Source organism: Polaribacter sp., from assembly GCF_051251875.1.
In the GTDB taxonomy this organism is placed as follows: Bacteria; Bacteroidota; Bacteroidia; order Flavobacteriales; family Flavobacteriaceae; genus Polaribacter.
In genome coordinates this window covers 1-23,504 of the sequence record NZ_JBPOGL010000017.1, presented here as the reverse complement: position 1 = coordinate 23,504, position 23,504 = coordinate 1, and the positions used below count along the sequence as shown (strand labels likewise).

Genomic DNA, 23,504 nt, shown 5'->3' with positions numbered 1-23,504 from the left:
ATCTTATGAAAAAAAATATTTTAATACTTTTAGTATTGTGTACTTTATCAAATACGTCATTTTCTCAAAGTAAAATTAAAGGAAACAAGAATGTTACAATAGTAAAAACACCCTTAAAGCCCTTTAATAAAATTAAGGTTAATAACGATTTTAAAATAGTTTTAGTACAATCAAAAAAATCTTCTATAGAAATAGAAACAGATGAGAACCTACATCAAGTAATAGATTTTAGTATTGTAGATTCTATTCTTTCAATTTCAACTAGTAATAAACTAAAATCGAAACGTTTAAATATTACCGTCTCTTATAACAAACCCCTTGAGGAAATAATTTTAAATGAAGATGCAGAAATGGAAGCTTTAAATACTATTAAATCTCCTAATTTTGTACTAAAAATAAATGATTATTCAAAAGCTGATTTGATTATCATGTCTCAAAATTTTAGACTTATCAACAACAATAGATCTAGAATTCAATTACGTTCAAAAACTAAATTAAATATAGAAAGTGTAAATGCTAATTTATCTTTAAATGAATCTAGCAACTCAGATATTAGTATTAGAACAGATAGTTTACAAGTACTTATGAAAGAAAACTCATTTGCCGATATTTCTGGTAGTGCTAGTTTTGCCCAAGCAAATTTTATAGATTCTTCTAAATTTAAAGGCAAAAATTTTATTGCAAAACAATGCAATTCAGTAATTAAAGATGTTGCCGATTTTTCCATACAATGTATGGATACAATTAACATAGAAGCTTCTGAAAAAAGTAGTACAGAAATTTACGGCAACCCAAAAATTTTGTTAGTAAAGTTTGAAGGCTCCTCTAAATTATTTAAAAAAGAACTGTAACCTAAATTATTAGTTCATGCTTCTCTACTTTCATATTTGTCATTATTTAGAAAAACATTAAAATACCTACAAAAAAACGCTGGCTAATTGCCAGCGTTTTAAGTATCTATTTTATGTTTCTTTAAAAATCTTGATTCACATCCCAGGCTTCTAAAAGTTCCTTTAAAGTTTTAATAAACATACCACCCAAAGCTCCATTTACAACTCTGTGATCATAGGAATGAGAAACAAACATTTTTTGTCTGATGCCAATAAAATCTCCTTCCGCAGTTTCTATTACTGCAGGTACTTTTCTAATGGCACCTAAAGCTAAAATAGCCACCTGCGGTTGATTTATAATTGGTGTTCCCATAACAGAACCAAAGCTACCAACATTTGTAACTGTATAGGTTCCGTCTTGAACTTCTTCTGGCTTTAAACTATTATTTCTAGCTCTAAAAGCCAAATCATTTACAGCTTTTGTCATGCCAACTAAATTTAATTGATCTGCATTTTTTATAACTGGAACAATTAAATTTCCATCTGCCAACGCAGCAGCCATTCCTAAGTTAATATTTTTCTTTTTAATGATATTATCACCATCAACAGCAATATTAATTAAAGGATATTTTTTTATAGTTGTTGCAATTGCTTGCATTAAAATAGGTGTAAAAGTAAGTTTCTCCCCTTCTCTTTTAAGGAAAGTCTCTTTTACTTTCTCTCTCCATTTTACAATATTGGTTACATCAATTTCAATAAATGATTGCACGTGAGCAGATCTCTGAGTAGAATCTACCATGTGTTTTGCTATCAATTTACCCATTCTGCTCATAGGTACAATTTCATCACCTCCATTTACAGAAATAGGTGCTGCTTTTGTAACAGTTCTCTCTACTTGTTTAGTTGCGATTGATTCTACAGAAGTAGTAATAGGTGTTGGTTTAGGGCTATTTCCTCTATTTTCTATATAAGAAAGTATATCTTCTTTTGTAACTCTTCCATCTACACCAGAACCAGCAATTGATTCTAAATCTTCCATAGAAACATTTTCTGCCTTGGCGATATTTCTAACAAGTGGCGAATAAAATTTTCCTGAATCTGAAGTTTTACTAATAGTAGTTGAGACCACCTCAACAGCTTTATCTACCATCTTTTCAACCTCAGCTACATTAGATACTTCATCTTTATCAGAAGCTACAACTGTATCTATTTCAGCATCTTCACCGTCCACTTCTATAATAGCAATTGTTTCACCAACAGCAACCACATCTTCTTTTTGGTAAAAGATTTCTACTAAGGTTCCTTCTACTTCAGAAGGCACCTCAGAGTCTACTTTATCTGTAGCAATTTCAACAATAGCTTCATCTAATTCAATGGTATCTCCAACTTCCTTTAACCAAGAAGTGATGGTTGCTTCCGCAACACTTTCTCCCATTTTTGGTAACTTTAATTCAAATCTTGCCATTTCTTTCTGATTTTACAGAATGCAAAAGTACTAAAAATCGTTGATTTTTCATCAAATTAACGTATGAAAAATAACATTTAAAAAAATCAATAATTATATTATTCTCAAAAATAAAAACCTAATAATACATTTTTCAATATAAAATTCAATTTTAAGCCTGTATTACTAAAAATAACATAATTAATAATTAATTAACATTTCCATTTTTGTGCATCTATTTCGTATGTTCTAAAAACGGTAATAATGTACTACAAATTAATATACAACTCTTAAAATTCATTAATTTTATCTATAATAAAATGTTTTTAAAAATTATATGTTTGCATTAGGGTTCTTATACCAAAATAAAACACCCCAACTAAAGGAAAGTTGATGCAAAAAAGAGCCCATTTTAAAACTTATAATTGAAGCTACAATTACTACCGATATGCGTTTCTTTATGGCTTGTATATGAAGCAAGGTAAAACTTTTAAAGAACTACTAAACCCACTCTTTAGGATTTTCTAAAACCTTTACAAGTCTTTCTTCTTCAGAATTTTCTTCTAGTTGATGGTTGTATTTCCATTGTACCATTGGCGGTAAACTCATTAAAATACTTTCTATTCTACCGTTTGTTTTTAAACCGAAAAGCGTTCCTCTATCATGTACTAAATTAAACTCTACATAACGTCCTCTGCGCACTTCTTGCCAATCTTTTTGTACTCTTGTAAACTTTAATTCTTTTCTTTTCTCTACAATAGGCACATAACTTTCTAAGAAACTATTTCCTACTTCTGTAACAAAGTTAAATCTATCTTCAATAGAAAAATCTTCTGTTTCTTTTAAGTAATCGAAAAACAAACCTCCTATTCCACGTGCTTCATTTCTGTGGGAATTCCAAAAATAAGAATCGCAAGTTTCTTTAAATTGATTATAAAAACCATTATTATGACGGTCGCAAGCAGTTTTACAAGTTTGATGAAAATGAGTGGCATCTTCATCAAATAAATAATATGGCGTTAAATCTTGTCCGCCACCAAACCATTGGGTTACCACATTTCCGGCTTCATCATACATTTCAAAATAACGCCAATTTGCATGCACAGTTGGTACAAACGGATTAATGGGATGTAAAACCAAACTTAATCCACATGCAAAAAAGTTTCCTTCTTTTACTTTAAACTGACTTCTTAACGCCTCTGGTAATTTGCCATGTACTGCAGAAATATTGACCCCTCCTTTTTCAAAAACAGCTCCATTTTCTATAACTCGTGTTCTACCTCCACCTCCTTCTTCTCTTTCCCAAAGGTCTTCTTTAAATTTTGCTCCGCCATCTACTTCTTCTAGTTTAGAAGTAATTTGGTCTTGTAAATTTTCTATGTATTTATAAAACTGATCTTTCATTTTCTTTATTTAATAAACCTACTGTTTTTACAGATGCAGCAGTAACAGAAAGCGGTAAAACAATAATGATTCCTATTACCGGAACTAGCAAACACAGCATAAATACAATTCCGTTGCCAATAGAAATTCCCTTATTTTTCCCTACAAAATTAATACTATCTCGGTAGTTAAAATGTCTTTCTAGCGTATAATCCATATTACCAAAACCTGCGTAATAAGCTTGCACTAAAAACAACAAAATAGTAGAAAATATATTTACAACAGGAATAAATTTTAGTAATAAAATAGGAACAGTAATCAACAATTCTTTTCCTAAATTTCTGATATTAATTCTAATTCCTCTCCACAATTGCTCTTGAAAAGAAGTTTTTCTGTGATGGTGTTTTAAATCTCCGTTGATATGAATTTCTATTTTTTCTGAAACAGCACTCATAAATGGCGCTGATAATGCCAAAACAATATGCTTGTATAAAATTAAACCAATGACTAAAACAAAAATGCCTCCTATTACAGAGGTAATGGTTGTAAATGTTTCTTTTCCCCAATCCCAAATCCAGATTTTAGCTAAGAAATGACCAATAGTATCGGATAAACCATACGCTGTAAAACCAATTACGGCTGCTGTTACAACACTTATAACAATGGGTATTATAAAATAGCTCCAAAGTTTTAATTTTGAAATTAAACCAAAAGCACCTGCGTAGGCTTGAATGCCTGAAAGTATATTTTTAATCATTAGCGTTGGTTTGCGTTAGCGATTGAAGTGGCACCCTTTTTTATGCCGAAATCGTTTCAGTATCTTTTTTTAATTATCAAATTCCTCTATGATAGAACAGATGCCGAATTAAATTCAGCATAAAAAAGATATAACGGAAAGCGCGACCACACTTTTTCTGTGTGGTAACGCCCAAATTATTTTTTTATGAAGCTTTGTATTCTTTTACGGCGTCTACAAATGCTTTTGCATTTTCTAACGGAATATTAGGTAAAATACCATGGCCAAGATTTACAATATACCTGTCTTTACCAAACTCATTAATCATTTGAGTAACCATTTTTTTGATTTCTGATGGAGGAGAAAACAATCTTGAAGGATCGAAATTACCTTGTAATGTAATTTTTCCACCGGATAAATAACGAGCATTTCTAGCAGAACATGTCCAGTCTACACCCAACGCAGAAGCGCCAGATTTAGCCATACTGTCTAGTGCAAACCAACAACCTTTTCCGAAAGCAATTACTGGAGTTTCATCTTTTAAAGCATCGATTATTTGCTGCATATATTGCCAAGAAAACTCTTGATAATCTACTGGAGAAAGCATTCCTCCCCAAGAATCAAAAACCTGAACGGCATCTACTCCTGCAGCAACTTTTGCTTTTAAATATGCTATAGTTGTATCGGTAATTTTTTGCAATAAAGAATGTGCTACCACAGGATTTGTGAAACATAATTCTTTTGCTTTATCGAAATTTTTAGAGCCTTGCCCTTGTACACAATAACAAAGAATTGTCCAAGGTGAACCTGCAAAACCAATTAATGGAACCTCATTATTTAGCTTTTCTTTGGTTGCTTTAATGGCATCCATTACATACCCCAAGGTGTCTTGAATATCTGGTACAATAACAGAGTCTAAGTCTTTTTGAGTACGAATTGGATTTGGTAAATAGGGTCCGAAATTTGGTTTCATTTCCACTTCAATATTCATTGCTTGTGGAATGACTAAAATGTCTGAAAACAGAATTGCAGCATCCATTCCGTATCTACGAATTGGTTGCACCGTAATTTCTGATGCCAACTCTGGAGTTTGACAACGGGTAAAGAAATCGTACTTTTTCTTGATTTCTTGAAACTCTGGTAAATATCTTCCTGCTTGACGCATCATCCAAACTGGTGGACGATCTACAGTTTCTCCTTTTAATGCTCTTAAAAATAAATCGTTTTTTATCATAACTTTAAACGCAAAGGCGCTATGTTTTTTCGCAGAGTTCGCAAAGGTTTTATGAATAATTCTTGGCGCACATTGCGCTTTCCTTTGCCTCTTTGCGGTTCATTTATATTACAAATTATTTAATAATTTAAACGCAAAGTGCGCTAAGTTTTTTCGCAGAGTTCGCATAGTTTAAAACTCTTTGCGAACTTTGCACTTTCCTTTGCCTCTTTGCGGTTCATTTAAATTACAAATTATTTACTACTCTTTTAATACCGTATTTTAATAAAGCAACGTTAAAATTAATTAACAACCCTAATTTACATTCTGATAGTTTTAAATAGGTTAAAACTTGAGCTAAATGAACATCATTTATATTTTCTACTGACTTTAACTCAACAATTACTTTATCTTCAACAATTAAATCTATTCTATAACCTACATTCAGTTTTACTTCCTCATAAATTAAAGGTAGTGCTTTTTGTTTTTCTACTTTTAAATTTCTTTTTCTTAACTCATAAAACAAACATTCTTCATAAGAACTTTCTAAAAGACCTGGACCTAAAGCTCTATGAACTTTTAAAGCGCAGTCTACTATTATTTTAGAAATTTCGTTCTCTGTCATTGTCTATATTTTAAACGCAGAGGCGCTAAGTTTTTTCGCTAAGTTCGCAAAGATTTTATAATATTTCTTTGCGACCTTTATGGTTTACTTTACCTCTTTGCGGTTACTTTTAATTTAAACGCAATTTTATTAAACACAGAGGTCCTAAGTTTTTTCACAGAGTTCGCAGAGTTTAAAACTCTTTGCGAACTTTGCGTTTTCCTTTGCCTCTTTGCGGTTACTTTTTCATTTCAGCTACTTTCTTCATTCCTGCATCAATTGCTTTTGCTATTTTCTGAATATCTTTATCTGTTAAAGCTGATGATAAAAACCATGCTTCAAACTGACTTGGCGGTAGGAAAACTCCATTTTTTATCATTTCCCAAAAGAAAACTGCAAACTTTTTAGTATCCGATAATTGAGCTTCTACAAAATTAGTTACTTCTCCTTTTACAAAGAAAGGATTGATCATAGAACCAAATCTATTTACGACTAAACCAATTTTATATTTTTTAGCTGTTTCTAATAACATGACCTCTAAAATACTGGCATTTTCTTCAAATTGCTCATAAGGATTTTGCGCTTCTAATTCCTTTAATGTAGCAATTCCTGCAGCCATTGCAATTGGGTTACCACTTAATGTTCCTGCTTGATACATGCCGCCTAAAGGTGCAACTTCTTGCATAATTTCTTCTCTCGCGCCGTAAGCTCCTACAGGAAAACCACCTCCAATTACTTTACCTAAACATGTAATATCTGCTTCTACACCAAGTAATTCTTGGGCTCCACCAAATTTAGAACGGAAACCCGTCATTACTTCATCAGCAATTAATAATGCTCCTTTAGTTTCTAAGTATTTTTTTAATTCTACTAAGAAATTATCTTCAGGAACTACAACGCCCATATTACCGGCAACTGGTTCAATAATAACTCCCGCAATATCATCATATTTTTTAAAGTGTTTTTTTACACTATCTAAATCGTTATAATTAGAAATTAACGTATTCTTTACGGCTCCTTCAGGAACACCTTTAGAACCAGGTAAACTTAAGGTTACCAAACCAGAACCTGCCGCAACTAACAAAGCGTCTTGATGCCCGTGATAACAACCTGCAAATTTTATTATTTTATCTTTTCCTGTAAATGCTCTTGCTAATCGAATTCCACTTAAAACAGCTTCAGTACCTGAATTTACAAAACGAACTTTATCCATTCCTGGAAAAGCATCGCAAACTATTTTTGCTAATTTTATTTCGTTTTCTGTAGACGCACCAAAAGTATACCCTTTTTTCAATGCTTTTTCAATAGCTTTTTGTACTTTTTTATGTCTATGACCTAAAATCATTGGTCCGTAAGAAAGTACCAAATCTATATATTTATTACCATCAACATCGGTAATTTTAGTGCCTTTTGCTTTTTTTATAAACAACGGATTTCCACCAACAGATGAAAATGCTCTTACCGGAGAATTTACTGCTCCAACAAGGTTTACCAACCCTTTTTCGTATAACTTTTGTGATTTCTTAAATTCCATCTTTCTTAAACTTTTTGTCATTGTAAACGTAGTTTCGTAATCTACCTCTAAATTAAGAGATTACTTTAGGATACCACATTGATAAAATGTTAATTTTCTATTTTCTTCTTATCATATAACCGTTAAATGATCTTATTGATTGTATTTCTACTTGCCAAAATAAAAAAGGTATAATTATACTAACCATTGCAATTGCTCCATAGAAATAAAATAAAAATATAGCCAGCACAATTCCGATAATTAGTCCAATTCTCATAATTTTTTTGTTGGGTTCTGCACTCACATCGTTTATATGAACCTTTTCAGAATTACCACACTTAGCACATTTAAAATCAAACTCAGAACCTATTTGCATTTGTAAATCTGGTCTAGTTATAGCCTCAAATTTAAGATTGTTGCTTTCTTTACAAGAACGACAAACAGTATAAAGGTTCATTTTACTTATTTATTTAATAATCTTGCTGCTTCTTTTGCAAAATACGTAATAATAATGTCTGCTCCTGCTCTTTTCATAGACAGTAAACTTTCCATCATTACTTTTTCGCCATCAATCCAACCTTTTTCTGCTGCGGCTTTTATCATTGCATATTCTCCACTTACATTATAACATGCAATGGGTCTGTCGAAATTATTTTTTAAATCTCTAATAATATCTAAATATGATAATGCTGGTTTTACCATTAAAATATCGGCTCCTTCTTGGTCATCAAAAGTAGCTTCTCGCATTCCTTCATCTCTATTTGCCGGATCCATTTGGTACGTTCTTCTATCTCCAAAACTAGGTGCAGAATCTGCTGCATCTCTAAAAGGACCATAAAATGCCGATGCATATTTTACAGAATAGGCCATAATTGGCAAATTTACAAAACCTGTATTGTCTAAAGACTGACGTACCATATCTATGGTTCCGTCCATCATTCCGGAAGGTGCAACCATATCTACACCTGCTTTTGCGTGTGAAATAACTTGTTTGGCAATATTTACCAAAGTAGCATCATTGTCAACATCATTGTCATGTATAATTCCACAATGCCCATGAGACGTATATTCGCAAAAACAAACATCTGTAATTACAAATAAGGTTGGGTAGTTTTTCTTGATAAAACGAATTGCTTGCTGCATAATTCCGTTATCATTCCATGTTTCTGTTCCTTCATTATCTTTTGTAGATGGAATTCCGAATAATAAAACTGCAGGAATATTTAAAGAAACCACTTCATCTAATTCTTTAGAAATTCTATCCAAAGAAAAACGTTTGATACCTGGCATAGAAACAATTTCCGTTTCTATATTTTCTCCTTCTTCAATAAAAAGAGGGTAGATAAAATCATCAACAGAAAGTTTTGTTTCTCTAACTAATCTTCTAATTCCTTCTGATTTTCTTAATCTTCTTGTACGAAACATAATTTTTATATGTATGTTAGGCTAAGCAAAGGCATACCCTAATTTATAAAAACCTCTCGAAAACTACGTTTAATCTTTTAATCAAAAAAAACATTCTGATTTCAGTAATGCTCGAGAAGACATTCTCTATTCTTTTGAGTAATATGTATTTACCAAATCTAAGACACTATCTACACTTGGCATGTTGGCAACTTCTACTTTATTAAAATGTTTTCTGGCCTCTACAGCGGTAGTTTCACCAATACAAAATGCAACTTTACTTGTGTTATTTTCTTCTAAATAACTTTCGATACCTGATGGACTAAAAAATAAAACTCCATCAACATCATTTTCCATTTTTACAGGACTTAACATGGTTTTGTATGCTTCAACTTCATTTACAACAATATCATGTGCTTGTAAATAAGTTGGTAAAACATCTAATCTAAGATCGCTACAAAAATACGTAACCTCTTTAATTTCAGTTTCTTTAGAAATATATTCTGCTAATTTTAATGCGTTTTTGGCAACATATGTAACTTTACCAATTCGCTTTTCAATCAATTTTTTGGTTCGTCTACCAACACAATAAATATTCTTAATATTTATTTCATCTTTGGTGAAAGAATTTAAAAGAGCCTCTGCGCCATTTTGACTAGTAATTAACACATTTTCATGCTGATTTTTCATCACTTTAGCTGGTATTCTATTAAAACGAATTTTAATAAAATCGCTATCTTTTATCCCTATGGTTTCAGATAAGGTTTCTTTTTGAAGTTCAGAAAGTTTTTTGGTAGCATATACAGTAACCTCTTTTGAATTGGTTGCTTCATCTTCTAACATTAATTCTTTACCACCTCTATTAATTACATAATCTGCACAATCTTTTGCCAAATACCTGTGGCTGCCTAATTTTGCATTTTTAGTAACTGTAATTTTCTTAGAACCGTCTTTTTTTAATAAAACTCCTTTAAAAACTACCTCTTCCGTTCTAGCATCTACATAAGCCAATGCGCCAATGGGCGCAGTACAACCACCTTCTAACAAGTTTAAAAACTCACGTTCTATACCTACACAAACCTTAGTTTCATGATGATTTAATTGTTCGCAAGCATCTTTTACAAACTCATCTTTTTCTAAGCAAGCAATCATAATTGCACCTTGAGCTGGCGCAGGAATCATCCAAGTTAATGGAATTGCTTCTGCATTTCTAAGACCTAATCTTTCTAAACCGGCAGAAGCAAAAATTGCTCCATTCCAAGTTTCACTATTTTGTAATTTTTCTAAACGTGTGTTTACATTTCCTCGTAAATCTTCTACTTTATGAGTAGGATAACGATCTAACCACATTGCTTTTCTTCGCAAACTTCCTGTAGCAATAACACCATTTGGTTGTCCAAAAAACTCTTCTGTATCTTTTAAAACCAATACATCTATATAATCTGCTCGTTTTAAAACTGCAGCTTGTACAATTCCGTCTGGCAATACTGTTGGTACATCTTTTAAGGAATGTACAGCAATATCAATATCACCATTTAACATGGCAATATCTAAATTTTTTGTAAAAACTCCTGTTACCCCCATTTCATATAAGGGTTTGTCTAAAACAATATCTCCGATAGATTTTATGGGTACTAACTCAGACTCATAGCCTAATTCTAATAATTCTTTGCGCACTTTATTAGCTTGCCAAAGCGCTAATTGGCTATCGCGAGTACCTATTCTTATTATTTTCTGCATGGAGTTTTTATTAAGATTGAAACACTTTTTGAATAACTTCTATACTTTCTGAAACAGAAGTATTTTCATCTTTTAAGTGTTTTACAAACTGAGTGGTAATTTTTTGTATAAAGCGTGATGTTAATATTTCTGCTTGGTTTTCATCAAAATTTGAAATTTTCTTTTTCTGAAAATTAATTTCATCATTTTTAATGGTTTCTAATGATTTTTTTAAAGCAGATATTGCTGGGGTAAACCTTCTGTGATTTAGCCAATCATTGAATTCTAACTTATGAGTTTCTATAATGGCTTCTGCAAACGGAACTTCTGCAAGTCTTATGGCTAAAGTTTCATCTGTAACTTTAGATAATTCATCAACATTTACCAAGGTTACGTTTTCATAATCTGCAAGATCATGCGCAACATTTTCTGGCATAGATAAATCTAAAATAAGAATTTTTTTATCTTTTGCTATTTGTTCTTTTGTAATGGTAGGTTTATCTGATCCTGTAGAAACAATTAAAACATCTGTATTTGCAACCTCTTCATTTAAATCTTCTATCACAGATTTTCTAATAGACACATGGTCTTTTACAAATTCAGTAGTTTTTACTTCTGTTCTATTAATTAAACAAATTTGTTTGTTTTTGGTATATTCTGCAAGGTTTTTACATGTATGTTTCCCCATTTTACCCAAACCAAAAACCAAAATATTTTTAGTATTATAATCAGATAAATTTCTAATGATATATTGAACCGCAGCATAAGAAACAGAAGTTGTTCCAGAACTTAATTTAGTTTCGTTCTTAACACGTTTGCTTGCTTGTAAAACACTATTTACCAAACGTTCTATATATGCATTTGTGGTTTTGTATTCTTTGGCCGTTTTAAAAGACTGTCTTAATTGACCAACAATTTCGTAATCTCCAAGAATTTGACTTTCTAAACCTGTACCAATTCTAAACAAATGTTGTATTGCTTGTTGGTCTTTAAAAACATTAGAAATATCTGTAAACTCTTTAGAGTTACCTTCAGAAAATTCACATAAAAGTTCAATTAATAAACAAGGACGATTTACAAAACCAAATATTTCAGTTCTGTTGCATGTAGAGATTATAAAAACGCCAGCAATTCCTCTCTGTGATGCAGATTGTAATAGCTTAACTTGATTTTCTTTTGATACAGAAAATTTACCACGCGTTTCTGCGTCTGCTTTTTTATAACTTACGCCAATATTGTAAAAGTGCTCTTGCCCGAATTCTTTCATAAACTTATAAAGTGCAACAAAAGTATAAACATCAATTAGAAAAAAATGTCGCTTGAAGTACTTTTTATAACGTTAGATGTTTTTTAAATACTTTTTTACCGATAAAATCACGAAAAGCACTATTTTTGTTGATGAATTGTCGTTCTGAATTATTTTTATATAGAATGATTCTAAATAAAACAAAAGAATATTTATGTTTAAAAATGTCGGAGAAAGTACTTTTGAAGAAATTATTTTAGAAAAAGGATTTTATGTGCTTCATTTTCAGAATGAAAGTATGGAAGTTCAAAGTTTTGAACGAGAAATTAATAGTACTTTTATTCAAATTCATTTTTGTTTAAAGGGAAATTCTAAGTTCTTATTTAACAACAGCTCATATACTTTTGATGTTTTAGACAATAGATCTATTTTATTATACAATCCGCAAAGAACTTTGCCCATCAATTTAGAAATTCAACCAAAAACAACATTAGTTTCATTGTTAATTTCTATTGAAAAATTTCATTCATTATTCTCAAAAGAATCTGGTTACATTCCTTTTTTAAGTGATGAAAATAGCAACAAAAAATACTATGATGATCAAGAAATAAAACCAATTGTTGCCATTGTATTACAACAAATTATAAACTCTAATAGTAACAGTTCTATAAGAGAATTGTATGTAAAAGGAAAAGTATACGAGTTGTTAAGTCTTCATTTTCAACAAGAAGAAAATACAAATGGCGAATATTGTCCTTTTTTGGTTGATGAACAAAATGTATTAAAAATTAGAAAAGCAAAGGATATTATTATTTCTAGAATGGCAGAACCGCCAAGTTTGCAAGATTTAGCAAATGAAATAGGATTAAATATTAAAAAATTAAAAGAAGGTTTTAAACAAATTTACGGAGACACCGTGTACAGTTTTTTATTTGATTATAAAATGGAACACGCACGTAGATTGTTAGAAAGCAATCAGTTTAACGTAAATGAAGTTGGTGTTAAAGTTGGTTACAGTACATCGAGCCATTTTATAGCCGCCTTTAAAAAGAAGTTTGGCACAACGCCTAAAAAATATGTAATGAGTCTTAAACCTTAAGTAGTAAGTAAAAATAAAAATTTTACGGTGCTGAAACTGAACTCTAAACCTTTGAATATCAATTAATTTGGAACAATTAACACATTATAACATAGTAAACAATCAAAAGCAATTTCCAATAACAATTGTTTGCGATGCTATAAGAACACCAGAAAACATAGGAATGTGTTTCAGGATTTCTGAAAGTTTTGGAGTACAAAAAATCTATTTTCATGAGAGTTCACCTTCCACAGAAAATAGAATTGTTAAAAAGACAGCGAGAAATACTATAAATCAAATAGACCATGAGGTTTACAGTAATTTTAATGAAATCATTCATCAATTAAAAGCAGAAGGCAACACAATTATTGGTATAGAAATTACTGATAAAAGCATCGATATTCAAGATTTTAATTTTAAAAATCATGAAAAAATCGTATTACTTTTGGGAAGCGAAAGAAACGGTATCGAAAACATTCATTTAGTTGATGAAACAGTTGCAATACCAATGTACGGTAGAAACTCTAGCATGAATGTTATTCATAGTTTGGCAATTACTCTGTATGAAGTTACAAATCAGTTAAAAGCCCATCCTAACCTTCCCAAAGGGAAGGGATAAAATACGGTAACAAAACGTGAAGCTGAACTTATTTCAACTTCACGTAGAATATAAAAAAAATCAAATTCTGAGACAAGTTCAGATTGAAAAAATTAATAAAAACTAAAAACTTCCACAACCTTCTCCTCCCTTTGGGAGGATTAAGGTGGGCTTATTTATGAAAGGAATTTTACTTAACAATTTAGGATCACCAGATTCAACAGAAACAAAAGACGTAAAAAGTTATTTGGGAGAATTTTTAATGGACGAACGTGTAATAGACATTCCGTATTGGAAACGTTGGTTGCTTATAAATGGAATTATTCTAAAAACGAGACCTAAAAAATCGGGTGCAGCTTACAAGAAAATATGGTGGAAAGAAGGTTCTCCGCTAGTTGTAATATCTCAAAGATTTACAGATAAACTAGTAAAAAAAGTAGACCTACCCGTTGCGTTGGCAATGCGTTACGGTTCTATGACCATGGAAAACGGTATTAAAGAATTAGTAGACAAAGGTGTTACAGAAATATTTTTAGCGCCCTTATATCCGCATTACGCCATGTCTTCTTATGAAACCGTAGTTGTAAAAGCAGAACAAATTTTAGCAGAGAAATATCCGCAAGTAAAATTAGATATTTTACCTCCTTTTTATAACGAACCAGATTATATAAAAGCAATGAGCAACAACATTGCCAATCATTTAAAAGGTTTTGATTACGATCATATTTTATTTTCTTATCACGGCATTCCAGAGCGTCATATCTTAAAGTCTGATGTAACTAAAAATCATTGTAAAATAGACGGTTCTTGTTGCGAACGTAATTCTGTAGCGCACCACACGTGTTACAGACATCAATGTTTCGAAACCACCAAAGAAATTGCCAAAACCCTACAATTAAAAGAAGGAACTTATAGCAATTCTTTTCAGTCTCGTTTATTAAAAGACCCTTGGTTAAAGCCCTATACAGATTTCGAAATAGAAAAATTTCCTTCAGAAGGAAAAAAGAAATTAGCCGTAATTACTCCTGCTTTTGTGGCAGATTGTTTAGAAACGCTAGAAGAAATTGCCATGGAAGGAAAAGACGAATTCTTAAAATTTGGTGGCACAGATTACAAACACATCCCTTGTATGAATGACAATGATGATTGGGTAGCTGTAATGGTAAAATGGATTAACGATTGGAAAAACAAAAACTAATAAACAATTATCAGTTGTTATTGAACACTGATAACTGATAACTGATAACTGATAACTGATAACTGATAACTGATAACTGATAACTGATAACTGATAACTGATAACTGAAAATCTATGGATTTCTTATACGTAAAAGCACTTCACATCATCTTTGTTGTTACCTGGTTTGCAGGCTTATTTTACATTGTTCGTTTATTTATGTATCATGTAGAAGCAGAAAAAAAAGACGAACCTGCAAAAACAATTTTACAAACTCAATACAAATTAATGAGCAAAAGGTTGTGGTACATTATTACTTGGCCATCTGCAATTTTAGCAAGTATATTTGGTTTTTGGATGATGTATAAAAACCCTTATTATCTAGAAATGCCTTGGATGCACATAAAACTTTCTTTTGTATTAGCTTTATATGTCTATCATGGATTTTGTCATAAAATATACAAACAATTACAAAATGATATTATAAAATATACCGCATTTAAACTAAGAATTATAAACGAAGCACCAACAATCATACTTTTTGCTGTAGTCTTCTTAGTAACCCTAAAATCTGCCATTAACTGGATTTGGGGCGTTGTGGGCATTATATTATTTGGTGTTTTACTAATGTTAGGAATTAGACTCTACAAAAAAATAAGAGAAAAAAAGTCTTGGGAAAAAGCTGAGAAAGAAGTTTTAGAAAATGATAAAAAGTAATAAAATTTATTTTACCTATTTATAGGGATATTTTCAACCTCAATTTTATTCTAGTTTTGTTTTATTATTTAAAATAAACTATTATGAAAAAATTACTGTACTTCTTTATTGCCTCTGCTATTTTGTTTTCTTGTGAATCTAATGACAATGATTTATCAGATTCAGACCCAATTGTTGGTCAATGGCAATTAACTTCTGATTTAGAAAACGGAAAAGAATGGGCCACAATTTGTAGTAAAAAATCTACGTTAGAATTTACTTCAACCGGAAATCTTGTAGATATCTATTTTTATGAAGATGGAAATAATAATTGCATCAGTGAAACTGAAAACGGCACTTGGAAAAACACGGGTAGCTCTAATTATTCTGTAACTTATGATACTGAAACCTATAGTTCTAAAGTAAATTTTACTGAAAACAACACCGTAATGTCAATTACAGAAACAGATGCGAACAATATTTATATAACCATCTATAAAAAAATATAGCATTACTTTTAATTACTTTTTAAAACTCATTTTAACTATTAAAATGAGTTTTTTAATTTCGTATACTCTGCTCAAACGGAATTCTATTCACAATACTCCTTCCTAAAGTAACTTCATCTGCATATTCTAGTTCATCACCCACGGAAATTCCTCTGGCAATTGTAGAAGTTGTGATATCAAATTTTTCAATTTGTTTAAAAATATAGAAGTTTGTTGTATCACCTTCCATTGTAGAACTTAAAGCAAAAATTAATTCTTTCACATCGCCATTTTCTACCTTATTTACTAAAGATTCTATTTCTAAATTCTGAGGTCCAATACCCTCCATTGGAGAAATTTTTCCACCCAAAACATGGTACAACCCGTTAAACTGAGAGGTACTTTCAATAGCCATTACATCTCTAATATCTTCTACCACACACACAATTTCTGGATTTCTTTTTACATTGTTGCAAATATTGCACAATTCAGTATCCGAAATATTATGACATTTCTCACACGTTTTTATATCATTTCTTAAATGTAGCAACGCTTCTGATAAATATTTTGTAGTTTCCGATGGTTGTTTCAATAAATGTAAAACCAAACGTAAAGCAGTTCGTTTTCCAATTCCTGGTAAACGTGATACTTCATTCACTGCATTTTCTAATATTTTTGACGAAAAATCCATAGCCGTCAAAATTACGAATTATCAATTATCAATTACGAATTAATCAATTAAAAATTTAAAAACTATATCTTCGTGCTTGCTAAATCATAATTCGTAATTTATCAAATGCAACCACTTTATATCTTATTATTAATCATCGCTTATTTTTCTGTTTTAATAGGTATTTCTTACATCACCGGAAAATCTGCAGACAACAAAACTTTTTTTAAAGCAGACAACTCCTCTCCATGGTATTTAGTAGCTTTTGGTATGATTGGCGCCTCACTTTCTGGAGTTACATTTATTTCAGTTCCGGGTTGGGTAGAAACAGATTCTATGAGTTATTTTCAAATGGTTTTAGGATACGTTGTTGGGTATGTAATTATTGGTTTGGTTTTACTTCCACTCTATTATAAACTAAATTTAACCTCAATTTACACTTATTTACAAGATCGTTTTGGTAACTATTCTTACAAAACTGGCGCAAGTTTTTTCTTACTTTCTAGAGTAATTGGCGCCGCTTTCAGGCTTTTTTTAGTAGCAAATGTGCTGCAAATAATTTTGTTTGATGCCTACGGAATTCCGTTTTGGGTAACTGTTTCTATCACTATTTTATTAATTTGGTTGTACACTTTTAAAGGCGGAATAAAAACTATTGTTTGGACAGATACTTTGCAAACCTTATTTATGTTAATTGCTGTTGGCGTTTGTATTTACACCATTTCAGGTGAAATGAAAATAGACAATCTATTTACCTATGTTGCAGATAGTGAATTGTCTAAAACTTTCTATTTTGACGATGTAAATGCTGGTAATTATTTCTGGAAACAATTTTTAGCAGGTGCTTTTATTGCTGTTGTTATGACGGGTTTAGACCAAGATATGATGCAAAAAAACTTAACTTGTAGAAACTTAAAAGATGCACAAAAAAACATGTTTTGGTTTACCATTGTCTTGGTAATTGTTAACTTTTTCTTTTTAGCCCTGGGTGTTTTACTAACCGATTACGCACAACAAAACGGCATTGACGCACACAAAGACCAACTTTTCCCCATAATAGCAACCAAAGGAACTTTAGGTTTAGCTACTGCCCTATTTTTCTTATTAGGGTTAATTGCAGCTGCTTATTCTAGCGCAGATTCTGCATTAACTTCCTTAACCACTTCTTTTAGTATTGATATTTTAGAAATAAATAAAAAGAAAGATAAAAATGAACAAGAAAAAATAAGAAAGAAAATTCATATTATATTCTCTTTTGTATTGATAGCAACCATTCTTGTTTTTAAATATTTTATTGCCGATGCCAGTGTTATTGCAAAAATTTTCACATTTGCCGGTTATACGTATGGCCCGTTACTTGGTTTGTATGCTTTTGGAATGTTTACAAAAATAAAAGTTCAGGATAAATTAATTCCTGCCATTTGCTTAATTGCTCCTGTTCTTACTCTGATAATTAGTTATTATTCAAAAGAAAAATTTGGTTTCGATTTTGGATTTTTTGTGTTGGTATTAAATGGTGCATTAACTTTTATTGGGTTGTATCTAGTTAAGAAATAATTTAGCTTGTTTCTAAACTTAAATTCGGATTACTTCACTTGCTGAGTTAGTGAAACATTAAAAAATTAAAACGTTGAATAAACTTGATAATGTTGGCGAATTCTTTTTGAACAAAATAAAAACATCATAAAATTTTACCTTCTTAAGTTTATAGACAATTGAATACATCAATAAAATGAAAAACAAAATTTCCATTATTGGTTCCGGACCTTCGTCTTTACTTTTAGCTGCTTTTTTAGATACTAAAAAATTTGATGTTACTATTTATGAAAAGAATAAAACCGCAGGAAGAAAATTTTTAGTTGCAGGTAAAGGTGGTTTTAACCTCACACATTCAGAACCTATTACCCAACTTATTGAACGTTATACACCTAGTGATTTTTTAGAAAATTCATTATTAAGTTTTACCAATGATGATTTTAGAAATTGGTTAAAATCCATTGGAATTCCCACGTATATTGGCAGCAGTAAAAGAGTGTATCCAGAAGAAGGTATGAAACCAATTACCGTTTTAAATACCATTTTAAAGCATTTGAAAGAAAAAGGAATTGTTTTTAAATTTGAACAGACTTTTTCTGGTTGGAATGCTGAAAATAATTTAATAATTAATGACACAATTATAAAATCTGATTACACTGTTTTCTCTTTAGGCGGAGCAAGCTGGAAAATTACAGGATCTGACGGAAGTTGGCTAGAAACTTTTAAAGAAAAGGGAATTAAAACAACTCCTTTTGAAGCTTCAAACTGTGCTTTTAAAATTGATTGGAATCCTGAATTCATCAACAAAAACGAAGGAAAACCTTTAAAAAATATTGCAATTTCTTGTGCTGATAAAACACAAAAAGGAGAAGCTGTAATTACAAAATTTGGCTTAGAAGGAAACGCCATTTATGGGTTAAGTCCGCAAATTAGAAAACAGCTAAAATCCGAAGAAAAAGCGTTGATTTTTATCGATTTTAAACCCACACTTACGCTAGCAAAAGTAACTTCTAAACTTACAAATTCAACCTTTAAAAACACCACACAAATTTTAAAGAAAGGATTAAAACTAAGCAATTCACAAATAGATTTACTAAAATTAAATCTATCTAAAGCAGCTTATCTAGATTCTGAAATGCTATCAAAAAAAATTAAAAATTTTCCTTTAACTATTACAGCACTAGGAAACTTAAACGAAGCCATTTCTACTGTTGGCGGAGTTCATTTAAATGCCATAGACACTCATTTTCAGTTACATAAAATTCCAAATCAATATTGTATTGGCGAAATGGTTAATTGGGATGCACCCACTGGTGGATATTTAATTCAAGGATGTGTAAGTTCTGGTGTTTACCTTGCAAAATATATCAATACAATTCCTTAAAAAAGGTAGATTTAGAATGTAACTACTCTTAAAATAATTCCTACTTTTACTGTATTCAAGTAAACAAAATGCAAAAAGATTTAAGTAATTACAGAAAATCATACGAAAAACAAGAACTTTTAGAAAGTACTTGTCCAGAAAACCCTATAGAATTGTTTCAAACTTGGTTTTTAAATGCCGATACTTCTGATATGGTTGATGAAAGTAATGCCATGACTATTGCTACCATAGGAAAAGATGGCTTCCCAAAAACCAGGATTGTTTTACTAAAAAAATTCACTTGGGAAGGTTTTATTTTTTACACCAACTATAATTCAGAAAAAGGGAAAGCAATTGAAACCAACAACAATATATGTCTGTCTTTCTTTTGGCCAGCTTTAGAACAGCAAATTATTATTAAAGGCAAAGCAGAAACACTGTCAGAAAATTTATCTGATGGTTATTTTGAATCAAGACCAGATGGTAGTAAATTAGGTGCTTGGGCATCAAATCAAAGTTCTGTAGTTTTGTCTAGAGAAGAATTAGACAATCGATTAAAAACTTTTGAAAAAAAATTTAGTGGTAAAGAAATTGTAAGACCAAAACACTGGGGCGGTTATTTAGTAAAACCTATTTCTATAGAATTCTGGCAAGGTAGACCTAATAGAATGCATGATAGAATAAGATATACATTAACCGAAGATTTTTTTTGGAAAATTGAACGATTAGCGCCATAAATTTTTATATTTACACTTCAACAATTAAAATTTAATGAAAACATTATACATTGTTAGACACGCAAAATCTTCTTGGGAATATCTAGGCATAGAAGATATTGACAGACCTCTAAAAAAACGTGGAATAAAAGACGCTCATTTAATGTCTAAATTCCTTTCAAAACAGATTGAAAGACCGGGCGTTTTTGTATCCAGTAGTGCAAACAGAGCCTTGCATACAGCAGTAATCTTTTGTGAAAACTTTGAATATCCTTTAGCCAACTTGCAAATAAAAAGGCAATTATATAGTTTTAGCGATGGTTATTTGGTAAAAACAGTAAAAGCATTAGACGATGGATTCAATTCAGCAATAATTTTTAGCCATGATCATGGAATCAATACTTTTGTAAACAAATTTGGAAGTACTCCTATATCACATGTTAGTACATGCGGTATTATTGGAATACAATTTGAAGATAAACATTGGAAAAATATAAAAAAAGGGAAAACATTTCTTGTAGAATATCCCAAAAACCATAAATAAATTTAGTTTGTTAGAAATAAAAAAATATGGCGCCATAGATATTGGCTCTAATGCAATTAGATTGTTAGTATCAAACGTAATTGTAAGTAAACACAAAGAACCTCAGTTCAAAAAATCTTCGTTAGTGCGTGTACCTATCCGTTTAGGTGCAGATGCATTTGTTGGAGAAGGAATTATTAGTGATTCTAATATTACTAGAATGGTAAATGCCATGGAGGCTTTTAAATTATTAATGAATGTGCACGGTGTTGTAAAATACAAAGCCTGTGCAACTTCTGCAATGAGAGAAGCTTCAAATGGTAAAGAAGTAGTAGAAAAAATACTCAAAGAAACTGGTGTAAAAATAGATATTATAGGCGGTAAAGAGGAAGCTGCAATTATATCATCTACAGATTTAAATCAACTTATAGAAGGAGATAATTCATATTTATACGTAGATGTGGGTGGTGGTAGTACCGAATTTACAATATTTTCTGAAGGTAAAATTATTTCCTCCAAATCCTTTAAAATGGGAACAGTACGTCTTCTTAACAATAAAAAATCTGTTAACAAGAAAATATTTGCAAATGTTGAAAAATGGATTAAAAGCAACACTCATAATTTAAAAAACATTTCCTTAATAGGTTCTGGTGGTAATATTAATAAGTTGTTTAAAATGTCTGGTAGAACAGAAGGCAAGCCAATTTCTTTTATATACTTAAATGCACAATACCAATTCTTAAAGCAAATGTCTTTTGATGAAAGAATTTCTGAATTAAGTTTAAACCCAGATAGAGCCGATGTAATAATTCCTGCCACAAAAATATACCTGTCTGCAATGAAATGGAGCGGAGCTAGAAAGATTTATGTTCCAAAAATAGGTTTATCTGACGGAATTATTAAAAGTTTGTTTCACAACAAACTATAAATATACTTTAACTGTTCTTTAACTTTTTTAAAACTTTTTTCTATATTTGTGTGACTCAAGAGAAATACTAGTGTCTTATTAACGAACAAAAAATTCAAAACTAATTATCATGAAAAAAATTTTATTAAGCGGATTATTATTAATGTTTGGAGCAACAGCATTTGCACAAGATTTACCGTCAAACCCAGAACCAGGAAAATGTTATGTACGTTGTAAAACTCCTGAAGTATGGAAAAACGAAGATGTAACAATTGAAGTAGCTCCGGCCTACAAAAAAATTATTACACATCCTGCAGAATATGAAACTACCACAGAAAGAGTTTTAGTAAAAGAAGCTGGTCAAAATTTAGTAATTGTACCTGCAGTATGGGAAAACAAAGTTGTTACTTATGTAGCAAAAGAGGATGCTAGTAAATTAAACGCAGTAAGTGCTTCTTTTTCTCCTGATTCTCAAACAATTGAAACCAAAGCAGCTTCTGCAAACTGGGAAATGAGCGAAAAAGCTCCAGATTGTGAATCAAGTGATCCTAATGACTGTAGATATTGGTGTTATAAGCCAGTACCAGCTAGATACGTAACTGTGCCTTTAACAAAATTAGCTTCTAATGCAAGTACTACTAAAAGCCCTGTTCCTGGTTATGAAAAAACATATACTAAAAGAGTAATGGTTTCTGGTCCAACAACTAAAACTGTTGAAATTCCTGCAGTATATAGCACAATTACAAAAGTAGTTTTAGCTAAAGATGCTTGGATGGAAGAAGTAACTGTTGCTGCAAAATATAAAACAGTAACTAAAGAAGTATTAGTTAATAAAGGTGGTTTAACTACTTGGAAAGAAGTTGAGTGTGAATTAGTAAACAATACTCCTTTACCAATTAATTGGGATTTAGGAAGTGCTACTTTAACTTCTGCAGCAAAAAGAATCATTGATACTAGATTATTACCAATATTAAAAACTGGTGTAGCTGTAGCAATTGAGTCTCATACAGATTCTAGAGGAACTGCTGAAAGTAATGAAAACTTATCTCAAAGAAGAGCGCAAGCTGTAACAAACTACTTAATTTCTAAAGGATCTAATCCTAGCCAATTAACTGGTAACGGTTACGGTGAAAGAAAGTTAACAAATAGATGTTCTGACGGTGTTTCTTGTACTGAATCTGAACACAGAAGAAATAGAAGAACAACTTTTAGAGTTATCAATCAAAAATAATTACAAATACTATTCATTTAGTATTTATAAAAGCCGAAGCTCAATGCTTCGGCTTTTTTTTATTCCATATTTTGATATTACTACCAAAGATATCAGCATTCAAATAAAACAGACATTGCACCTTAATTGGAAACTCATACCTAATTAATTGTTACAAATACCTTACAAAACTCATTAGCATAGCTAATACAACTTTTAAAAACTACTTAATTTAGTATTAACCACCTTGAAATGCATATCACCATTAAGAACTATAAGAACTAATATGATTGCACTTAAAAAAGGAAATGCTATTTTCTGTTCTTATAATAAATCAATATAAACTACATTTTACCCCATCAAAGATATCGTACTATTAAACGTGAGTTCGATGTAAGAAATTTTAATTAAACCTATAAAAAAAGCAGAATATTTAGTATATTAAAGTAC

The 23,504-nt window shown here is 30.9% G+C and carries 23 protein-coding genes; 12 read left to right on the top strand and 11 right to left on the bottom strand.

What is annotated here, in order from left to right:
* Positions 1 to 5 precede the first annotated feature (5 nt).
* The gene (locus ACSHW5_RS09200; RefSeq protein ID WP_435675830.1) at positions 6 to 851 is read left to right on the top strand and encodes a GIN domain-containing protein; all 846 of its coding nucleotides are present in this window, start codon (positions 6 to 8) and stop codon (positions 849 to 851) included.
* Between the two features lie 121 nt (positions 852 to 972).
* On the opposite strand, the gene ACSHW5_RS09195 is transcribed toward ACSHW5_RS09200, so the two are convergent.
* From ACSHW5_RS09195 to hemA, 10 genes are all read right to left on the bottom strand, one after another.
* Positions 973 to 2,295, bottom strand: coding sequence for a dihydrolipoamide acetyltransferase family protein (locus ACSHW5_RS09195; RefSeq protein WP_435675829.1), 1,323 nt, complete (start codon positions 2,293 to 2,295; stop codon positions 973 to 975).
* Positions 2,296 to 2,775: 480 nt separating this feature from the next.
* On the bottom strand, positions 2,776 to 3,678 hold the full coding sequence (gene hemF, locus ACSHW5_RS09190) for an oxygen-dependent coproporphyrinogen oxidase (RefSeq protein WP_435675828.1): 903 nt from the start codon (positions 3,676 to 3,678) through the stop codon (positions 2,776 to 2,778).
* Positions 3,659 to 4,414 (bottom strand): EI24 domain-containing protein, encoded by a 756-nt coding sequence (locus ACSHW5_RS09185; protein WP_435675827.1) that lies wholly within the window; start codon positions 4,412 to 4,414, stop codon positions 3,659 to 3,661. The genes hemF and ACSHW5_RS09185 overlap by 20 nt, the downstream gene beginning before the upstream one ends.
* A 184-nt stretch (positions 4,415 to 4,598) precedes the next feature.
* Positions 4,599 to 5,627, bottom strand: a complete 1,029-nt coding sequence (hemE, locus tag ACSHW5_RS09180) for a uroporphyrinogen decarboxylase (protein ID WP_435675826.1) — start codon at positions 5,625 to 5,627, stop codon at positions 4,599 to 4,601.
* Positions 5,628 to 5,853: 226 nt separating this feature from the next.
* Positions 5,854 to 6,231, bottom strand: a complete 378-nt coding sequence (locus tag ACSHW5_RS09175) for a GxxExxY protein (RefSeq protein WP_435675825.1) — start codon at positions 6,229 to 6,231, stop codon at positions 5,854 to 5,856.
* Positions 6,232 to 6,448: 217 nt separating this feature from the next.
* Positions 6,449 to 7,744: a glutamate-1-semialdehyde 2,1-aminomutase gene (hemL, locus tag ACSHW5_RS09170; RefSeq protein WP_435675824.1), complete on the bottom strand. Its 1,296-nt coding sequence runs from the start codon at positions 7,742 to 7,744 to the stop codon at positions 6,449 to 6,451.
* A 97-nt stretch (positions 7,745 to 7,841) separates the two neighbouring features.
* On the bottom strand, positions 7,842 to 8,180 hold the full coding sequence (locus ACSHW5_RS09165) for a hypothetical protein (RefSeq protein WP_435675823.1): 339 nt from the start codon (positions 8,178 to 8,180) through the stop codon (positions 7,842 to 7,844).
* 5 nt (positions 8,181 to 8,185) lie between these two features.
* Positions 8,186 to 9,148 carry a porphobilinogen synthase gene (gene hemB / locus ACSHW5_RS09160; RefSeq protein ID WP_435675822.1) on the bottom strand — a complete coding sequence of 321 codons (963 nt, stop codon included), beginning with the start codon at positions 9,146 to 9,148 and terminating at the stop codon, positions 8,186 to 8,188.
* A gap of 126 nt (positions 9,149 to 9,274) precedes the next feature.
* Complete coding sequence (hemC, locus tag ACSHW5_RS09155) at positions 9,275 to 10,867, bottom strand: hydroxymethylbilane synthase (protein ID WP_435675821.1); 1,593 nt, start codon at positions 10,865 to 10,867, stop codon at positions 9,275 to 9,277.
* 10 nt (positions 10,868 to 10,877) lie between these two features.
* A complete protein-coding gene (gene hemA, locus ACSHW5_RS09150) occupies positions 10,878 to 12,113 on the bottom strand; it encodes a glutamyl-tRNA reductase (protein WP_435675820.1) in 1,236 nt (411 codons plus the stop codon).
* A gap of 193 nt (positions 12,114 to 12,306) precedes the next feature.
* On the opposite strand from hemA, the gene ACSHW5_RS09145 reads away from it, so the two are divergent.
* The 5 genes from ACSHW5_RS09145 to ACSHW5_RS09125 all read left to right on the top strand — a co-directional run bounded on the left by ACSHW5_RS09145 (position 12,307) and on the right by ACSHW5_RS09125 (position 16,150).
* On the top strand, positions 12,307 to 13,191 hold the full coding sequence (locus tag ACSHW5_RS09145) for a helix-turn-helix transcriptional regulator (RefSeq protein WP_435675819.1): 885 nt from the start codon (positions 12,307 to 12,309) through the stop codon (positions 13,189 to 13,191).
* A 67-nt stretch (positions 13,192 to 13,258) separates the two neighbouring features.
* Positions 13,259 to 13,789: a TrmH family RNA methyltransferase gene (locus ACSHW5_RS09140; RefSeq protein ID WP_435675818.1), complete on the top strand. Its 531-nt coding sequence runs from the start codon at positions 13,259 to 13,261 to the stop codon at positions 13,787 to 13,789.
* Between the two features lie 157 nt (positions 13,790 to 13,946).
* A complete protein-coding gene (gene hemH, locus ACSHW5_RS09135; protein ID WP_435675817.1) occupies positions 13,947 to 14,966 on the top strand; it encodes a ferrochelatase in 1,020 nt (339 codons plus the stop codon).
* Positions 14,967 to 15,080: 114 nt separating this feature from the next.
* The gene (locus tag ACSHW5_RS09130; RefSeq protein ID WP_435675816.1) at positions 15,081 to 15,662 is read left to right on the top strand and encodes a CopD family protein; all 582 of its coding nucleotides are present in this window, start codon (positions 15,081 to 15,083) and stop codon (positions 15,660 to 15,662) included.
* A gap of 83 nt (positions 15,663 to 15,745) precedes the next feature.
* Positions 15,746 to 16,150 carry a lipocalin family protein gene (locus ACSHW5_RS09125; protein ID WP_435675815.1) on the top strand — a complete coding sequence of 135 codons (405 nt, stop codon included), beginning with the start codon at positions 15,746 to 15,748 and terminating at the stop codon, positions 16,148 to 16,150.
* 52 nt (positions 16,151 to 16,202) lie between these two features.
* Here the strand turns inward: ACSHW5_RS09125 and recR are convergent, their stop codons facing one another.
* Positions 16,203 to 16,820 (bottom strand): recombination mediator RecR, encoded by a 618-nt coding sequence (gene recR, locus ACSHW5_RS09120; RefSeq protein ID WP_435675814.1) that lies wholly within the window; start codon positions 16,818 to 16,820, stop codon positions 16,203 to 16,205.
* A gap of 105 nt (positions 16,821 to 16,925) precedes the next feature.
* Here recR and ACSHW5_RS09115 point away from each other — a divergent pair, with 105 nt between their 5' ends.
* The 6 genes from ACSHW5_RS09115 to ACSHW5_RS09090 all read left to right on the top strand — a co-directional run bounded on the left by ACSHW5_RS09115 (position 16,926) and on the right by ACSHW5_RS09090 (position 23,075).
* A complete protein-coding gene (locus ACSHW5_RS09115) occupies positions 16,926 to 18,356 on the top strand; it encodes a sodium:solute symporter (protein ID WP_435675813.1) in 1,431 nt (476 codons plus the stop codon).
* Between the two features lie 175 nt (positions 18,357 to 18,531).
* The gene (locus ACSHW5_RS09110; RefSeq protein WP_435675812.1) at positions 18,532 to 19,719 is read left to right on the top strand and encodes an NAD(P)/FAD-dependent oxidoreductase; all 1,188 of its coding nucleotides are present in this window, start codon (positions 18,532 to 18,534) and stop codon (positions 19,717 to 19,719) included.
* Positions 19,720 to 19,787: 68 nt separating this feature from the next.
* Positions 19,788 to 20,435, top strand: a complete 648-nt coding sequence (pdxH, locus tag ACSHW5_RS09105; protein WP_435675811.1) for a pyridoxamine 5'-phosphate oxidase — start codon at positions 19,788 to 19,790, stop codon at positions 20,433 to 20,435.
* Between the two features lie 34 nt (positions 20,436 to 20,469).
* A complete protein-coding gene (locus ACSHW5_RS09100) occupies positions 20,470 to 20,958 on the top strand; it encodes a SixA phosphatase family protein (RefSeq protein ID WP_435675810.1) in 489 nt (162 codons plus the stop codon).
* Positions 20,959 to 20,965: 7 nt separating this feature from the next.
* Positions 20,966 to 21,865: a Ppx/GppA phosphatase family protein gene (locus ACSHW5_RS09095; RefSeq protein ID WP_435675809.1), complete on the top strand. Its 900-nt coding sequence runs from the start codon at positions 20,966 to 20,968 to the stop codon at positions 21,863 to 21,865.
* 109 nt (positions 21,866 to 21,974) lie between these two features.
* On the top strand, positions 21,975 to 23,075 hold the full coding sequence (locus ACSHW5_RS09090; RefSeq protein ID WP_435675808.1) for an OmpA family protein: 1,101 nt from the start codon (positions 21,975 to 21,977) through the stop codon (positions 23,073 to 23,075).
* Positions 23,076 to 23,504 lie beyond the last annotated feature (429 nt).

Bases quoted from the DNA above. Each gene is read 5' to 3' on its own strand.
- ACSHW5_RS09200 (WP_435675830.1), top strand. From the start codon at position 6: ATGAAAAAAAATATTTTAATACTTTTAGTATTGTGTACTTTATCAAAT.
- ACSHW5_RS09195 (WP_435675829.1), bottom strand. From the start codon at position 2,295: ATGGCAAGATTTGAATTAAAGTTACCAAAAATGGGAGAAAGTGTTGCG.
- hemF (WP_435675828.1), bottom strand. From the start codon at position 3,678: ATGAAAGATCAGTTTTATAAATACATAGAAAATTTACAAGACCAAATT.
- ACSHW5_RS09185 (WP_435675827.1), bottom strand. From the start codon at position 4,414: ATGATTAAAAATATACTTTCAGGCATTCAAGCCTACGCAGGTGCTTTT.
- hemE (WP_435675826.1), bottom strand. From the start codon at position 5,627: ATGATAAAAAACGATTTATTTTTAAGAGCATTAAAAGGAGAAACTGTA.
- ACSHW5_RS09175 (WP_435675825.1), bottom strand. From the start codon at position 6,231: ATGACAGAGAACGAAATTTCTAAAATAATAGTAGACTGCGCTTTAAAA.
- hemL (WP_435675824.1), bottom strand. From the start codon at position 7,744: ATGGAATTTAAGAAATCACAAAAGTTATACGAAAAAGGGTTGGTAAAC.
- ACSHW5_RS09165 (WP_435675823.1), bottom strand. From the start codon at position 8,180: ATGAACCTTTATACTGTTTGTCGTTCTTGTAAAGAAAGCAACAATCTT.
- hemB (WP_435675822.1), bottom strand. From the start codon at position 9,148: ATGTTTCGTACAAGAAGATTAAGAAAATCAGAAGGAATTAGAAGATTA.
- hemC (WP_435675821.1), bottom strand. From the start codon at position 10,867: ATGCAGAAAATAATAAGAATAGGTACTCGCGATAGCCAATTAGCGCTT.
- hemA (WP_435675820.1), bottom strand. From the start codon at position 12,113: ATGAAAGAATTCGGGCAAGAGCACTTTTACAATATTGGCGTAAGTTAT.
- ACSHW5_RS09145 (WP_435675819.1), top strand. From the start codon at position 12,307: ATGTTTAAAAATGTCGGAGAAAGTACTTTTGAAGAAATTATTTTAGAA.
- hemH (WP_435675817.1), top strand. From the start codon at position 13,947: ATGAAAGGAATTTTACTTAACAATTTAGGATCACCAGATTCAACAGAA.
- ACSHW5_RS09130 (WP_435675816.1), top strand. From the start codon at position 15,081: ATGGATTTCTTATACGTAAAAGCACTTCACATCATCTTTGTTGTTACC.
- ACSHW5_RS09125 (WP_435675815.1), top strand. From the start codon at position 15,746: ATGAAAAAATTACTGTACTTCTTTATTGCCTCTGCTATTTTGTTTTCT.
- recR (WP_435675814.1), bottom strand. From the start codon at position 16,820: ATGGATTTTTCGTCAAAAATATTAGAAAATGCAGTGAATGAAGTATCA.
- ACSHW5_RS09115 (WP_435675813.1), top strand. From the start codon at position 16,926: ATGCAACCACTTTATATCTTATTATTAATCATCGCTTATTTTTCTGTT.
- ACSHW5_RS09110 (WP_435675812.1), top strand. From the start codon at position 18,532: ATGAAAAACAAAATTTCCATTATTGGTTCCGGACCTTCGTCTTTACTT.
- pdxH (WP_435675811.1), top strand. From the start codon at position 19,788: ATGCAAAAAGATTTAAGTAATTACAGAAAATCATACGAAAAACAAGAA.
- ACSHW5_RS09100 (WP_435675810.1), top strand. From the start codon at position 20,470: ATGAAAACATTATACATTGTTAGACACGCAAAATCTTCTTGGGAATAT.
- ACSHW5_RS09090 (WP_435675808.1), top strand. From the start codon at position 21,975: ATGAAAAAAATTTTATTAAGCGGATTATTATTAATGTTTGGAGCAACA.